Annotated in this window: 11 protein-coding genes and 3 pseudogenes; 6 read left to right on the top strand and 8 right to left on the bottom strand. The window is 69.7% G+C overall.

Features of this window, described 5'->3' with window-relative positions; genetic code table 11:
* Positions 1–157: 157 nt before the first annotated feature.
* Both AC068D_RS01440 and AC068D_RS01435 read left to right on the top strand, forming a co-directional pair.
* Complete coding sequence (locus tag AC068D_RS01440) at positions 158–970, top strand: DUF4190 domain-containing protein (protein ID WP_478820860.1); 813 nt, start codon at positions 158–160, stop codon at positions 968–970.
* A 180-nt stretch (positions 971–1,150) separates the two neighbouring features.
* A pseudogene (locus AC068D_RS01435) lies at positions 1,151–1,444 on the top strand (NF041680 family putative transposase); the annotation flags it as partial.
* 8 nt (positions 1,445–1,452) lie between these two features.
* Here AC068D_RS01435 and AC068D_RS01430 read toward each other — a convergent pair.
* The 5 genes and pseudogenes from AC068D_RS01430 to AC068D_RS01410 all read right to left on the bottom strand — a co-directional run bounded on the left by AC068D_RS01430 (position 1,453) and on the right by AC068D_RS01410 (position 4,548).
* Positions 1,453–1,545, bottom strand: a complete 93-nt coding sequence (locus AC068D_RS01430; RefSeq protein WP_478820859.1) for a zinc-binding dehydrogenase — start codon at positions 1,543–1,545, stop codon at positions 1,453–1,455.
* A 7-nt stretch (positions 1,546–1,552) separates the two neighbouring features.
* Positions 1,553–2,425 carry a quinone oxidoreductase family protein gene (locus AC068D_RS01425; protein WP_478820858.1) on the bottom strand — a complete coding sequence of 291 codons (873 nt, stop codon included), beginning with the start codon at positions 2,423–2,425 and terminating at the stop codon, positions 1,553–1,555.
* A gap of 330 nt (positions 2,426–2,755) precedes the next feature.
* Positions 2,756–3,037 (bottom strand): annotated as a pseudogene (locus AC068D_RS01420) (MFS transporter); the annotation flags it as partial.
* A pseudogene (locus AC068D_RS01415) lies at positions 3,031–4,354 on the bottom strand (Tn3 family transposase); the annotation flags it as partial. The pseudogenes AC068D_RS01420 and AC068D_RS01415, both read right to left, overlap by 7 nt.
* Positions 4,321–4,548 carry a DUF4158 domain-containing protein gene (locus AC068D_RS01410; RefSeq protein ID WP_478820857.1) on the bottom strand — a complete coding sequence of 76 codons (228 nt, stop codon included), beginning with the start codon at positions 4,546–4,548 and terminating at the stop codon, positions 4,321–4,323. The gene AC068D_RS01410 and the pseudogene AC068D_RS01415, both read right to left, overlap by 34 nt.
* 132 nt (positions 4,549–4,680) lie before the next feature.
* Between AC068D_RS01410 and AC068D_RS01405 the strand changes: the two genes are divergently transcribed.
* The 3 genes from AC068D_RS01405 to AC068D_RS01395 all read left to right on the top strand — a co-directional run bounded on the left by AC068D_RS01405 (position 4,681) and on the right by AC068D_RS01395 (position 8,463).
* Entirely contained in the window at positions 4,681–5,736 is a 1,056-nt protein-coding gene (locus AC068D_RS01405) for a tyrosine-type recombinase/integrase (RefSeq protein WP_478820856.1), read from the top strand.
* A gap of 179 nt (positions 5,737–5,915) precedes the next feature.
* Complete coding sequence (locus AC068D_RS01400; protein ID WP_478820855.1) at positions 5,916–8,066, top strand: tyrosine-type recombinase/integrase; 2,151 nt, start codon at positions 5,916–5,918, stop codon at positions 8,064–8,066.
* Positions 8,056–8,463 carry a DUF6262 family protein gene (locus tag AC068D_RS01395; RefSeq protein ID WP_478820854.1) on the top strand — a complete coding sequence of 136 codons (408 nt, stop codon included), beginning with the start codon at positions 8,056–8,058 and terminating at the stop codon, positions 8,461–8,463. The genes AC068D_RS01400 and AC068D_RS01395 overlap by 11 nt, the downstream gene beginning before the upstream one ends.
* Before the next feature lie 86 nt (positions 8,464–8,549).
* Here the strand turns inward: AC068D_RS01395 and AC068D_RS01390 are convergent, their stop codons facing one another.
* From AC068D_RS01390 to AC068D_RS01380, 3 genes are all read right to left on the bottom strand, one after another.
* On the bottom strand, positions 8,550–9,275 hold the full coding sequence (locus tag AC068D_RS01390) for a HEAT repeat domain-containing protein (protein WP_478820853.1): 726 nt from the start codon (positions 9,273–9,275) through the stop codon (positions 8,550–8,552).
* A gap of 328 nt (positions 9,276–9,603) precedes the next feature.
* On the bottom strand, positions 9,604–10,575 hold the full coding sequence (locus AC068D_RS01385; protein ID WP_478820852.1) for a fibronectin type III domain-containing protein: 972 nt from the start codon (positions 10,573–10,575) through the stop codon (positions 9,604–9,606).
* Between the two features lie 264 nt (positions 10,576–10,839).
* The gene (locus AC068D_RS01380; protein ID WP_478820851.1) at positions 10,840–11,040 is read right to left on the bottom strand and encodes a hypothetical protein; all 201 of its coding nucleotides are present in this window, start codon (positions 11,038–11,040) and stop codon (positions 10,840–10,842) included.
* An 84-nt stretch (positions 11,041–11,124) separates the two neighbouring features.
* Here AC068D_RS01380 and AC068D_RS01375 point away from each other — a divergent pair, with 84 nt between their 5' ends.
* Positions 11,125–13,407, top strand: a complete 2,283-nt coding sequence (locus tag AC068D_RS01375) for a hypothetical protein (RefSeq protein WP_478820850.1) — start codon at positions 11,125–11,127, stop codon at positions 13,405–13,407.
* The last annotated feature ends 31 nt before the right edge of the window (positions 13,408–13,438 follow it).

The following is a 13,438-nucleotide window of genomic DNA, read 5'->3' as shown; positions in this document are numbered from 1 at the left end:
GCGTTCAGCGCCGGCGTCCGGCGCCGCCCGGGGCGGAGCCGCCGCGGCAGCGACGGTGGGCGCGGGTCCGGCGAGGCCCCCACCCGGCGGCCACGGTGTCACCGCCGCGCTATAGGTTGCGGGCTGACCTTCCGCACAAGAAGCGAGTGCCACACACATGTCCATACCACCGCAACCGCCGCCCCCGGGGGCCTACCCGCACCAGGGACCGTACGGGCTGCCGGGGCAACCCGGACCGTACGGCGGCCCCCAGGGCTGGTACCCCCCGCCGCCGCAGAAGACCAACGTGCTGGCCGTCGTCGCGTTCGTCATGTCCATCGTCTGCGCGCTGCCGCTGGTCCCGCTGGTCCTCGGCATCATCGCTCTCTCCCAGATCCGCAACCGCGGCGAGAAGGGCAAGGGCTTCGCCGTCGCCGCGATCGCCATCCACGGCGCGACCATCGCCTTCTACTCGCTCGTGCTGATCCTCGGCCTCTCCGGCGCGTTCGACGACGGCCCCGCGCCCCGGCGCGACACCGGCGGACAGGTCACCAGCCCCGGCTCCAGCGATGTGGAGGACATCCGCGAGGGAGACTGCTTCACCACGGACGACGACCTGGCGGAGTTTCGCGACAAGGACGGGGGCCAGGCCGCCTTCTCCGTACGGATCGTGCCCTGTGACCAGCCCCACGAGGGCGAGGCGTATGCCGTTTTCGATGTCGAGGACGGACCGTTCCCGGGCCCGGAGAAGATCATCTCGATCGCCGAGGAGAAGTGCTCCGGAACCCTGCTCACCGACTACGTGGGGGACGCGGCGAAGCTCCCGAAGACCCTGGACATGTACTACTACCACCCGCAGTCGGCCAGTTGGGCCCTCGGCGACCGCGAGATCACCTGCTTCCTGGGGGACACCTCCGGCTCCAGCACGGGCTCGGTCCGCGACAGCGGTTCCGGCACCGGCTCCGGTTCCGGCACCGGTTCCGGCGCGTAGGACACGAACGGGCAGGACGACACACCCGTTGTCGGGATGTTCATGGCGCAGGTCCGGCGGCTCCCCCGGAGGAGGAGGAGCGGACCTTCGCCATGAGCGCCCGCGACTCGGCACCTCGTCGGCCGCCCCAGCCGTGGAGCGGCGTCGCCACCTCCCACGAGAAGCAGGTCGTGGCGCATTCAGGACAGGGTTGACCGCCCACTGGCAGCCGACCTGCGTCGCCCCTGGGAGAAACCAAGCCCACCGGACAGGCTCACTCCCGCCCGTGTCCGTCGCGATTTTCGGCACATCCGCCCAAAGGCCGCCTGCCCGGCCAGGGCACCGAAACCCACCCGCCCAGGCCCCGGACGACCACCAGGCCGAAAGAACACACTGCCAACCCAACGCCACGACGTGCACACAGCCCACAAAACATCGGCACCGAAGCGACGAACGAAGAAGTCGACAACCCCGAAACCCCGCCGCACAGGTTAAAGATCAAGCTAGGGGATGACGAGTAGCTTGCCGGTGGTACGCCGAGCCTCCAGATCGCGGTGAGCTTGGGCGACCTCGGCGAGCGGGTAGCGGGCCGTCACGGTGGTCTCAAGCGCCTTGGTTGCGCACCAATTCAAGCACGTCGGCGGCGCGCCGGAGCAGCTCGGACCGATCGGCGATGAAGTGCCCGAGGCTTGGCCGGATCAGGGTCAGCGAACCGCCCTGGGCGAGCCGGATGGGGTCGAAGGGCGGCACTGCACCACTCGCGGCGCCGAAGAGCACCAGGTGGCCGCGGGTTCGCAGGCTGGCGAGGCTCGCATCGAAGGTGTCCCTGCCGACGCCGTCGAAGACGACAGGCAGGCCCTGGCCGCCATGGAGCCGCTTCACCTCGGCCGCGAGATCGTCCACTGCAGAGTAGAGGATCACCTCGGCGGCCCCGGCGCGCCGCGCCAGCTGGGCCTTCTCCGGTGTCGAGGTTGTGCCGATCACTCTGCCGCCGAGATGGGTGATGAGCTGGGTCAGCACAAGCCCCATGCCGCCGGCAGCAGCGTGCACGAGCACCGTGTCGCCTGGCTGGACCGGGTAGGCGTCCTTGACGAGGTAGTGCGCCGTCATGCCCTGCAGCAGCACGGCGGCGGCGGCCTCGAAGTCGACGCCGTCGGGCAGGGGCACGAGCCGGGAGGAGTCCACGACGGCCTGCTGGGCATAGGTGCCGGGAATCTCCACCCAGCCGACCCGGTCTCCCACAGCGACGTGGGTGACGCCGGGTCCAACCTCGAGGACCGTGCCCGCGCCCTCAGTGCCCGGGGTGAAGGGCAGCGGGAGGGTGTACCGGCCCTGGCGGTGGTATACGTCGAGGAAGTTGACGCCGGACGCGGCGACCTGCACGACCGCCTGGCCCGGGCCCGGCATCGGTTGATCAATGTCGACCAGTCGCAGCACCTCGGGACCGCCCACTTCGGAAACCTGAATCGCTCGCATGACCCCTCCTGAAACGGCTAACTTCCCTCGCCAACTCCGGTCGTGGCGATCCGATTCCCGCTCGCGGTGAGGTGTCGTAGCCGTCTCGTGCCCACGTGGGAGAAGGGTGCCACCGACGGAATGGGCCTGCCCAGGTGACGAAACGCGGTCGACGGGCGGCCGGGCATCACGGCTCTGCCTGCGCTCGCACCGCAGCTGGCTCCCGTTAGCGGTCATCACCCGGGATCGCGGACACAGCTGCGCGGGATCGACGCCTGGCGGAAGCCACGTTCCTGCAGGTCAGTCAATTCCGTCGGTGGCCCTTGTTCATGCACATTGATCCGTGCAGCTCTACGCGTCCTGCCGCGCGGATGCGGGCGCGGGTGCGTCGGCTTGAGGCTTGGGGGCGGTGGGTTCGGGCAGGGCGCGGAAGAGGACCCAGCTCAGGGCAGGCATGGCGATCAGGGGGGTGAGGGCTGTCGTCAGGGAGGTGGAGTCGGCCAGGTGTCCCAGCAGGGGGCTGATGAGGCCGCCGATGCTGACGGTGAGGCCGAGGGTGACGCCGCTGGCAGTACCGATACGGGAGGGCAGGTAATCCTGGCCCAGGGTGACCTGGAGGGAGAAGGGGACGTGCGCACGGTGATCTGCCGGTTCATCTGACGGCGGTAGGTGTCGTCCACCGGGTCGATCACCCGCAGCAGGTGCTCGGACTTCGCGATCCGCCCGTACTCCGCGAACGCCGCACCCAGCGGAGTCGGGCGCCCCTCACGCCCGAACATGCGCAGCAGGTCGTAGGCGCGGACCTGGTTGGTGACCAGGGAACCCGCGACCTTCAGCATGTCCGGCCACTGCGTGATCACCTTGTTCAGGTTCACGCGGTTGCGCGCCAGGTCCTCCACCGCGCCGTATGTTCCCGCCGACGCCGGGCATCGTGGCCCGCCAGAACCGCTGGTCGTCCAGGTCGCGGAACCGCGGGCTGAAGTTGTAGCCCAGAATCTTGAACAGGCCGAACACGATGTCGGAGTACGAGGCGTTGTCGGTCGCCACCATCTCCGGCTTCACCCCGCCGTCCAGGTTCAGCAGCGCATCCAGGATGTGCAGGGAGTCGCGCGGGGTGCCGGGGACGACCATCTGCCCGATGCCCGCGACCTGGTCGTTGACGGCGTTGAGCCAGGTGATGCCCCGCTTGAACCCGAAGTACTTCGGCGACGGGGCGGCGTTGATGGTGCGCACCGGCACCTGGAAGCGCAGCCCGTCCACGGAGGCGAGCAGCCCGTTGCCCCAGTAACGCACGATCGGGATGCCGGCCTGGGCGGCGATCAGTCGCGCGTTCGCCGCGGTGACCGTGTCGGCGCGCAGGTAGTACTGGTCGACGTGCACGAGCCGGGCCCGGGTCAGGGCCTCGTAGCCGGGGTTCACCACCGGGGCCAGGCCGATGTTGCACGCCTCCGACACCAGCAGCGCGACCACCGAGGTGGGCAGGTCCTTCATCCGGGTGGTGCCGTCGCCGAGGTGGACGAAGGAGTCGAGGAACCCGGTCCAGGCGTTCACCTCGAACAAAGGGTCCGGCAGGTCGATCTTCGGGAGCATCTTCTCGACCCGCTGGCGCAGCCAGGTCAGGGACTTCGGCTCGCCGAGCGCGCCGAGCTTGTCGACATTCAGCTTCACCCGCCCGTCGTCCTGCGCCTCGATGGAGACCTTCGCCGCCGGTCCCGCCTCCTGAAGGCGTTCGGCGAGCTGCTTCCACCCGGCGTCCAGGCCGCGCACCAGCTCCGCCAGGTGCTCCTCCACGGGCATGTCCAGGCTCAGGGCCGCTAGGACGTCCTCCTCGACCGCGTCCCAGTCGGGCCCGTCCAGAAGGCGGGCCCGCGGGTTGGACCAGCGGTGCGAGGGCGAGGCGAAGACGTCGCGGTTGTTCAGGGCCCGGTGCAGCTGCTCCAGCACGCACACCGCACCGTGCACATCTGGAGCGCGAACCCGAGCCGGTGATGCTCCGTCCGCCGCAGGGCGATCAGGTCCCGGTCCACGTCGTCCAGGAAGAAGAACCGCTCCAGCTCGGGCCTCGTCGGCTCCTCAGCGAACGTCCCGTACGCCTCGGCCTTTATCTGTACGCGGTCCGGAAGTGTCAGCGACGTACAGGACATGCCGCTGGGCTGGGTGCTTGCGCCTGTGGCTGACACCGCGTCGTGACCGTTGTCCGTGACGCTCGTTGCTCCAATCGTGGATCCAGCGGACGGGGAGGGCCGGTGTACGTGCGACGGGTTGTGGGGTCCGGGATGCGCCGTGAGACGTACACCGTCGTGGACGGCGAGGGACGCGTGGTGGAGACGGTGGACGACTACCTTGCCCTGTGCACTGACCGGGAGCACTCGCCGAACACCCTCCGGGCCCGCGCCTTCGATCTGAAGGCGTGGCTGGTCTTCCTCCAGCTCCTGGGCATCGATCCGCTGACCGCGTCCCCGGAGCACGTGGACCAGTTCGCCGGGTGGCTGCGGCGCCCGGTCCAGCCCGGGCGGCTGCGACCAGCGGAGGCCGACGGTCCGGCCCGGGAGCCGTCCACGGTGAACCGCGCGCTGAACAGCGTCTACATGTTCTACGAGTTCCTCGCACGCCGCGGCATCGGCATGGGAGCCCAGCTGACGCACCGCCGGGCGACCTCGATCGGCGACCACGGCGGGTTCCTCGCCGGCATCGCGGAGCGGCAGGTCACCCGTCGGCCGATGCGGCTGAAGCAGGCCACGCGACGTCCGGCGACGCTGGCCGACGCTGACGTCCAGAAGATTCTCGACGTGTGCGAGCGGCTGAGGGACCGGCTGCTGATGGCGTTGATGTTCGAGACGGGCTGCCGGATCGGGCAGGCCCTGGGCCTGCGGCACGAGGACATCAACACGGACCGGCGGACGCTGACGCTGCGGCCCCGGGAGGACAACGCCAACCGCGCACGCGGCAAGAGCCATGAACCGAAGGAAATCCCCGTCCGGCAGACACTGCTCGACCTCTACACGGACTACCTGTTCGCCGAGTACGGGGAGCTGGACTGCGACTACGTGTTTGTGAACCTGTGGAACGGCACCGTGGGCACGCCGATGGGGTACTGGGCGGCGATGAGCCTGGTCAAACGGCTGCGGCGACGCGCAGGCGTCGACTTTCACCCGCACTTGTTCCGGCACACTCATGCGACCGCGCTCCTTCGGGCCGGCGTGCGCCTGGAGGTGGCGAGCGAGTTGCTCACGCACCGCTCGGTCCAAACGACGGCGGACACCTACGGCCACCTGGACACAGACGACCTGGCCGGAGAGCTGACCCGGGTCGGCTTCCGGGGCGCGTGGTGAGCGCCGACGGACGCGGGGCCGCCCTCCTGCCGTTTCCCGGAGACCCTCGCGTGACGGCCCTGCTTCGTGCGGTGCGGCCGGAATTCCGAGTCGAGCGCTTCGTGCCACCCGCCGATCACTTCCTGGCCCCGACCCCGTGCGTGATCAGCACTTGCCTTAGGAAGAGTGCCTCGCGGGGGTTGTGCGCCGCACACGACACGGCCTGGCGGAAGGCCGGCCGTCCCGAGCGCGAGGCGTGGATCGCGGACCCGGCGAACTGGCCGGCCGGGCTGAGCCTGGACGTGGCACCGTGCCTGGTCGGCGAGTGCCGGTACTCCGGCGGACTCTCGTGCCTGTGTGACCTGCACCTGGCCGACTTGAACGGCCTGCACTCGCGGGGCCAGCGCATCAGCGTCCGCGAGTACGGTACCGCGGCGCCGGTGCTCTCCCGCCCGACCACGGAGCGGTGCGGCTTCCCCGACTGCGGCTACCAGATCAGCCGCAGCGACTTGTGCGACGGGCACCACTACCGCTGGACGAAGGTCGGGCGGCCACCCCTGGCCGCGCTGCCCGCCGAACTGGAGCTCCGCAACACCCCGAGCTTCTCCCTCGCGGGCCTGCCGCCGCTGGCGGCACTGGAGTTCCAGTACCTGCTCCAGCTCCGCACCGACCAGCGGCGCTCCAAGGTGGTCCCCAGTTCCTGGGTTCGCGCGATCAACACCGTCATCGCCGAGGGCGTCTCCTCGGTCCGGGGCCGTCCGGCCGACCACTGGCGTCACCTGTCGCTGAACCACACAACAGTCCCGCAGCTCTTCACGGACTTGCTGGAGGCCCTCGGCGACCTCGACGGCCCCGCCGACGAGTGGGATCGGGACGTATGGCGCCCGGACCGGCTCGGCTACAGCATCGAAGAGCGGCAGCGCGTCGCCCCGCTGGACTTCACCGGCATCACTCAGCCATGGCTGAGGCAGATGATCAAGCGCTACCTTCGGCTGCGGCTCGCTCGCACGGAACTGCGGACGGCCGCGCGCAACCTCAACGACTTCCTCCTGTTTTCCCGGTTCATCGCGGAGGCCCGCCCCGTCCAGCAGAACGACCCGGCGGTGCTGGACCGGCCGCTGCTGGAGTTGTTCATCGGCTGGGTCGGGCGCAGGACGGTCCAGCAGAAAGGGCCGTACTTCGGCCTGCCCGTGGCCCCGGGCAGCCGCAGCCGCCTGCTGTCGGTGGTCTCGACCCTGCTCGAAACGTGGCGCCGCTACGACTGGCAGCCCGCGCTGCCCGCCGACGCCCGGGTCCACCGGGATGAATACCCGCGGCCGCGTGGGCTGAAGGCCAACTTCATCGACGAGCACCTGATGGAGCAGATCGAGTCCGAGGAGAACCTGACCCTGTTGGACCCGGAGACGCGCGCACTGGTGCTGATCTGCCGTGACGAGGGCCTGCGGATCAGCGAGGTGCTCACCCTGAAGACCGACTGTCTGAAGAAGACTCCGTCCGGCCGCTGGGCGCTGGTGCACTACAAGAGCAAGGACAAGAGCTTCCGGGCTATCCCCGCCTCCCGCGTGGTGGTGGATGCGATCCGGGAACAGCACGGCCGGGTTAGGGAACGGTTCGGTGCCGGCTGCCAGTGGCTGTTCCCCAAGGTCAGCGGGAACCCGGACGGGAAGTATCCGATGCCCTATGGCACCGTCGACACCCGCTTCGACGCCTGGCTGAAGCGGATTCGGCTCATCGACTCCAACGGCGACCCCGCTGCCGTCAGTTGGCATCAGTTCCGGCACACGCTGGGCACCAGGATGGCGAACGCGGGAGTGTCCGGGCGCACCATCCGCGAGGTCCTGGGCCACACCTCCTGGCAGATGCAGGAGCACTACTCGCGCATCGCCGACGACACGCTCCGCCATGAGTACGAGGAGAAGTACGAGGTCCGCTTCAACCTCAAGGGCGAGGCCGTCAAGATCCACCGCGACAGCGACCTGTCCGGCGTCGAGTGGCTGGCCGAGAAGATCGGGCGCCGCCTCCACGCGGTCGCGGGCGGCTGGTGCGGACGGCACATCTCGCGTCCCTGCCCCAAGACCGCCGCCGACGGCTGCTACTTCTGCGACGACTTCCAGAGCGACCGGCAGTTCCTACCCATCCACCGCGACACCCTCGCCCGAACCGTCCAACTGCAAGCCGACGCCGCGGCCGCCGGCCGCTCCCGCGCTGCCGACGTGAACGCACGGCTGGCCACGGCCGTCGAGCACCTCATCACGCGCATCACCGGCCAGGAACATGACGGGCTGTCCCCGGTGTCCGACGACCTCCCCGGCGGCCGGGGCGAGACAGAGAGGGCAGAAGATGCGAGCTGACAACTCGTCTCACCTGGCCGAGGCCGCGCAACAGCGCCGCCTGGACTGCATCGCGCGTGTCCAGGCTGTCCTGGAGGCCCTGGAACGCGATGGCGGAGCAACCACCGTCGCTGGCGTCGCCGCCCGGGCCGGCGTTTCCCGGACCTTTCTCTACGACGCCGCCCAGGCGACGCTGCTGGCCAGGCTGCGAGACCTCGCGAACAAGCAGCCCGCCACTGGGCGACCGGCCTTGCCCGATCACCAGCGGATCAGCACCAAGTCACACGAATCGGTGGTTCGAGCGCTCCGGGAAGCCAACCGAAAACTGCACGTGGAGAACGAGCGGCTCCGCAACGAACTCGCCGTGGCCCTCGGACAGCTCCGCGACCTCCGCCGAGGCTTTGGCACCTCCGCGTGACGGAGTCCGTCAGCTTCGCGCCAATGAGGCGCAACATCCTGTATCTGTAGACAAGTTGACGCGATCTGTCGGTCAGACCGGGGCCATCACAGATCCGAGGCATCAATCCAACAAATCGTCGCTACCAGATCTGGAGCCTTGTCAGTTGCTTCGGCTGCCAGAAGTGCCCAGTCCCGGCATTCGGCCACGATCCGAGCCCAGGGAAACTGGCGGTCGATGTCCCAGTCGATGCCTGGGCCATGGCCTCCGAAGGCGCCGCTGTCCGGTTTGATCTGCCACACCTGGAAATAGAGCACCGCCTGATCGTGAGCGGCAAGATCCTCGATGACCTCCGCAAGGTGAGCCGTCGGCCATGCCGGGGCCAGGCTCCCGAGCGAGGCCCGCAGTGCAGCAGTCCGGGGCGGGATCACGAGCTCGCGGGCCCCGAGATCCGTCAGTGTCCAGCGAAGTGCCACTCCTTCGCTGTCATCGGGGGCCTCGCCTCGCTGCCGGAAGGCTTCATAGGCTCGTTGAAGAGCTGGCACAGCACGCTGGATCTCCAGGTCAGCCAAGGCTTCGGCCGCCCATTGGCGAACGGTGGCGTTCTCGCTCTCCAAGAGGCCGATCAGCACGTCGCCCGGCCGCGGATCCTTCAGCGCAGTGAATACCTCGATGGCGCAGAGCTGCCCGAACGCCCCCAGGTGAGGTGTTGCCGCGATCAACTCGTCCAGCACCTCTGGCCCCATGGCGATCAGCGCATGCTGGGCGTCTTCTGCCACTTCGCTCGAATCCGCACCGAGCTCGCCAACCCGCTGAGTAATCGTGCCTTCCATGGCCACGGAGTCTGGCGCATGCCCTCCACCGCGACCAGTCAATAATCCAGGTACTTCGCGCCCATGACAGGTGTGAACCCTCGGCTCAGCCGACTGGGGCTCACAGCTCATCGACCCGCCGAGCGATACCTGGCTGACACTGTCAGCCACACGAAACCGCAGGTGAAGCCGACCGTCAGCAGTGACAGATACAGATAACGGCCTGCTCATCACTCAGGAATTCCACCGGCACGAGCCGGACCGTAGCCAGGCCCGGACCAGGCCCGGAGGCGTTTCACCGAACCTCAGCAGCGAAGTGGATCACTGTGCTAGACGACCATGATCGTTCTCACCGATAACCGCTGTACCGATGTTCCCCGAGGCCGTAGCCGACCACCACCGTGCGCTGCGCCGAGAAGTCGCCCCAGTTCCCGTCCGGGAGCCGGGCGCGGAGCTTGACCGAGTAGCGGGTGCGGGGTTCGTCGGTGACGGTGAAGCTGTACTTGACCCGGCCCGGTGGTGGTGGGGCGCCCCAGACGATCGTGGTGGCGAGCCGGCCGTTGAGGAAGAGCTGGTGCTCCTTCACCGGAGCGCCGGTCCTCGGAGGGGCCCAGCCGAGGTCGATGGTGTGGACGGCGCCGGTCGCGCGGATGGTGGCCGTGAGCGCCGTCGGAGCCGTACTCGGGCCGTCACCCGCAGCGGGGTCGGTCGCGAGGTCGAGCGAGGCGCTGTCGGGTGAGGAGTTGTCGGCCGCATCGCGTGCCCGCACCGTGAACGTGTAGACCGTCCCCGGGCGCAGACCCTTGATGCGTGTGGTGGTCGTGGTACCGGAGACACTGTGGATGCGCGTGTCGGCCTGGTGGATGTCATAGGCCGTCACGCCCGTGTCATCCGTGGACGCGGCCCACGACAGAACGACCGAACCGGTGCCTTCGACACGTCCTTTGAGGGCACCGGGGCGGCTCGGGGCACGGCTGTCCTCGACGGCACGGGCCAGAGTGGTGACGGCGACCGGCGTACTGTGCGGCGAGGCGTTGCCCGCGGCATCCACGGCGCGGACGGTGAAGGTGTACGCGCTGGACGGAGCCAGACCGTCCACATCGGTCATGTGTCCGGCGGCGGGTACGGACTTCACCCTCGTACCGGCGCGGAAGACTTCGTACGCCGTGACGCCCCGGTCGTCGGCCGCCCGGTCCCACATGACGTGCACCGAAGTGGCACTGCTCGCATGGACCGTGACACCGCCCGGCCTGGACGGGCCGCGCGTGTCCTCGGCCTCGGCCGGACCGCAGGAGCCGAGCAGCACCGCGGCCGCACACATCAACACAGGGAACCCTGGGGAGCGTTGCATCGGACCGCCTCCAGTGCCGAAGGATTGGTCCAGACCTGTATGGCACAGTCGGCTCGCGGCGGCAAGAGTCGGGTCAACCCCGTCCGGTACGGCCCGGGACCGGGCGCTGCCCTCTTGCGCCCAGCGGCTGCTCGTCCGAGGCCGACTGCGGCTCGGACTGCTGAGGGGTGTTGCGGAAGGCTTGGTGCGGGGCATTTCGCTGTACGGACGGGCTCGGCCTCGGCAGGGTCCCGTTCAGCTGCAACCGGGCACGTCCCCGGAGCAGTTGTCCGGCAGGTTCTCGGCGATCCTGCTGGTGGATGCGGTCGCCGCCCGCACCATCCCGTAGTACGTCGGCGCCCGTGCCCCGCATACCAGGAACGTGCCGACGCCGACGGTGGCGATCACCGTGCGGTCGGCCGCAGGTCGCGTCGCCGCCTCGCCGACAGCGCTCACTCCCGAGCGCACGCCCCCCGAACGCCCTTTCACTCCGCATTCATCCCTTCTCACTGTGTGACGAAGACGTGATGATGGGGGCATATGACGAGAGCACGCGCTAACGCTCAGCCTGCAAGCCGCGTCTGGCGGCCGTACGTGGACGAACCGCTGATCAGCCCTGACATGCTGCACGGACTGGATGCCTGCGGCCCGGGTCACACCGACCGGCTGCTGCACTACCTCGGGGCGGTTGTGGAGGCCCGTGAGGCGCCCGTTCACACAACAGTCGCATTCAACGCGCTCTACTTCGGCTACGACACGGCCGTCGGCGGCTACGCGGGCGGTCCGCTGGACATCGGCGAGTTCCCGTCCGTGGCCCTCGGCGACGAACTGGACGCACTGCCGGTCGGCGCCATGGTCAACATACGCACCGCAGCCGATCTCGTGCCCGCCGAGGTCGTCTACAAGGAGGGCGGCGCGTCAACCGCCCCGACCCACCCGGATGGCGTCGTCCACCCGGACACGGAGCCGGACCGGGGCGAGGCGAGAGCAACCGCCCAGGAGTCCACGCCCGTTCCGTACGAGCGGCTCGTCCTTGACACGCACGCCTTCGGGGACGGACTCGCCCCCACGCGCATACGCCTCACCCGGCTCCGGCAGCGTCGCCGTATCGACCCCTACGGCCACCTCCTGCTCGGCGCCCGCTATGCAGGGAACGAGAGCGACCTCGACGACACTGCGTACTACGCACACCATCTGATGACGCGCGGGCGCGAGCGGCTCACCAGCTCGCTGGCACCGGTTCCGCTGCCGCTGCTCCTGCCGCGGGGCAGTGGGGAGCGCGCCCTGGAGGCCGCTCTGAAGGGGCTTCTGCGGACCGTGCGGGAGGCACTGGGCCGACTGTCGCAGGCGCGGATGTGGGGCGAATACGCCTTCACCCGTGCCTCGTTGGCGGCACGTCTCACCGACACCGGGCCGGTGGGCCGCGAAGTGCTCGAGAGCATCGCGGTGGAGGCCGCTCGCTCCGCCGTGCCACGAAGGACCCGCGCGGGTACCGCAGAACGCCGCGTACGGCACACCGCGGCCGGGGCCGCCCTCCGCGGGCGCGCTCCCGAGGCCCAGGAGCTGTTCGGCACCCGCTATCCGCTCGCGGTGTGCCACCTCAACACCGTCATCGCGGATTTCGTACGACGCGAGACCGACGAACGAACGGGCCTCCTGCGCTATGGCGTACGGCTGTCCCTGGACGGTCTCCGGCAGGGCGGAGGTGTTTGGCGCTCCGAGTACTTCCCCGGCGGGACCACGGGCACGGAGCCGTCGGACGCAGGGCCGGAGCACATCGGCCGGGGCCGCGCCGGGGCCGAGGACGGCGACGGAACCTCCCCAGCGTGGCCGGACGACCGGGAACTGGGCGCCCCGGTACGTACGGCGTCCCCCGACGGCGTCGTCGCCTGGTCGCAGCCGCTGCGTCTGCGGCACATCCTGGACGACGTCCTTCCACTCCCCGCCGATGTGGCCTCGGAGCTCGCGGACGGACGTCCTGCGGAACAGCCGGTCCAGGTGGTGGTGCGGCACGACGCACGGACCGTGCGGTCCCGGCACGCCGCCCGCAACGCAGTGCGGGCCGGGGCCGGTCAGGAATACCTGCTCACCGGTGTCAGCTGGCCGGAGTGGTTCTTTCCCGGGCTCCGGCTGTCCTTCGCATGGGAGCGCGACAGCCGGACGATCCGTGTGCGCAGCCTCCCGCTTCCCGCTCCGGTGACGCTCGACGGTGAACGGATCGCCCATCGCCACGACCGCCGGGTCGTCACCCGCGATGCCGCCGCGGGGCTCTGGTCCCGTTCCCGGGCGCCGCGCGACTCCTCACTGTGCTGCCTGGTCATGACGGCCGTGCGCCGGCTCGGGCTGCTGGACGCGTACGGCCGGGCCCTGCTCCCGCGTGACCTGGCGGCGGCCGCCGTCGACCGGATCATGCTCGTGACGGACGTACGGCCCGGGGCGCCCGGAGGGGCCGTCGACCACACGCTCACGGAACTGCTGCGCTCCGGGCAGCTGACCTCGGAGCGCGGCAGCCGCGCCCGGACCGGCGGACCCACCCACCATCCGGCTCGCTGCGGTGAGCTTCCGGTGGAACTCCTCTGCTACACACCGCACATCGCGTCGATCGGCGACGAGACCGCCGCGTACCGGACCCAACTGCCGGTCCGGCCGGCCGAAGCCCACCGGGTCGCCGGATTCCTCCGCCGGATCGGCCATCTGGGACAGCAGGCGAGCGACGACCAACGGCGCAGCTACCGCGAGGACTTCCACGCCTACGGACTGGCCGGCAGCCCGGAACTCCCGCCCGGATACACCTACGTACGCCCCCACCGGCGCGGCGGCTGACCGCGCCGAAAGGCGCGCCCGCCCCGGCCCC

Source organism: Streptomyces sp. NPDC043861 (assembly GCF_056435905.1).
This window is presented reverse-complemented; position numbering and strand designations above follow the sequence as displayed.

Excerpts from the sequence above, each read along its gene's own strand:
- AC068D_RS01440 (WP_478820860.1), top strand. The coding sequence starts at position 158 with ATGTCCATACCACCGCAACCGCCGCCCCCGGGGGCCTACCCGCACCAG.
- AC068D_RS01425 (WP_478820858.1), bottom strand. The coding sequence starts at position 2,425 with ATGCGAGCGATTCAGGTTTCCGAAGTGGGCGGTCCCGAGGTGCTGCGA.
- AC068D_RS01410 (WP_478820857.1), bottom strand. The coding sequence starts at position 4,548 with ATGTCCTGTACGTCGCTGACACTTCCGGACCGCGTACAGATAAAGGCC.
- AC068D_RS01405 (WP_478820856.1), top strand. The coding sequence starts at position 4,681 with ATGCGCCGTGAGACGTACACCGTCGTGGACGGCGAGGGACGCGTGGTG.
- AC068D_RS01395 (WP_478820854.1), top strand. The coding sequence starts at position 8,056 with ATGCGAGCTGACAACTCGTCTCACCTGGCCGAGGCCGCGCAACAGCGC.
- AC068D_RS01390 (WP_478820853.1), bottom strand. The coding sequence starts at position 9,275 with ATGGAAGGCACGATTACTCAGCGGGTTGGCGAGCTCGGTGCGGATTCG.
- AC068D_RS01385 (WP_478820852.1), bottom strand. The coding sequence starts at position 10,575 with ATGTGTGCGGCCGCGGTGCTGCTCGGCTCCTGCGGTCCGGCCGAGGCC.
- AC068D_RS01375 (WP_478820850.1), top strand. The coding sequence starts at position 11,125 with ATGACGAGAGCACGCGCTAACGCTCAGCCTGCAAGCCGCGTCTGGCGG.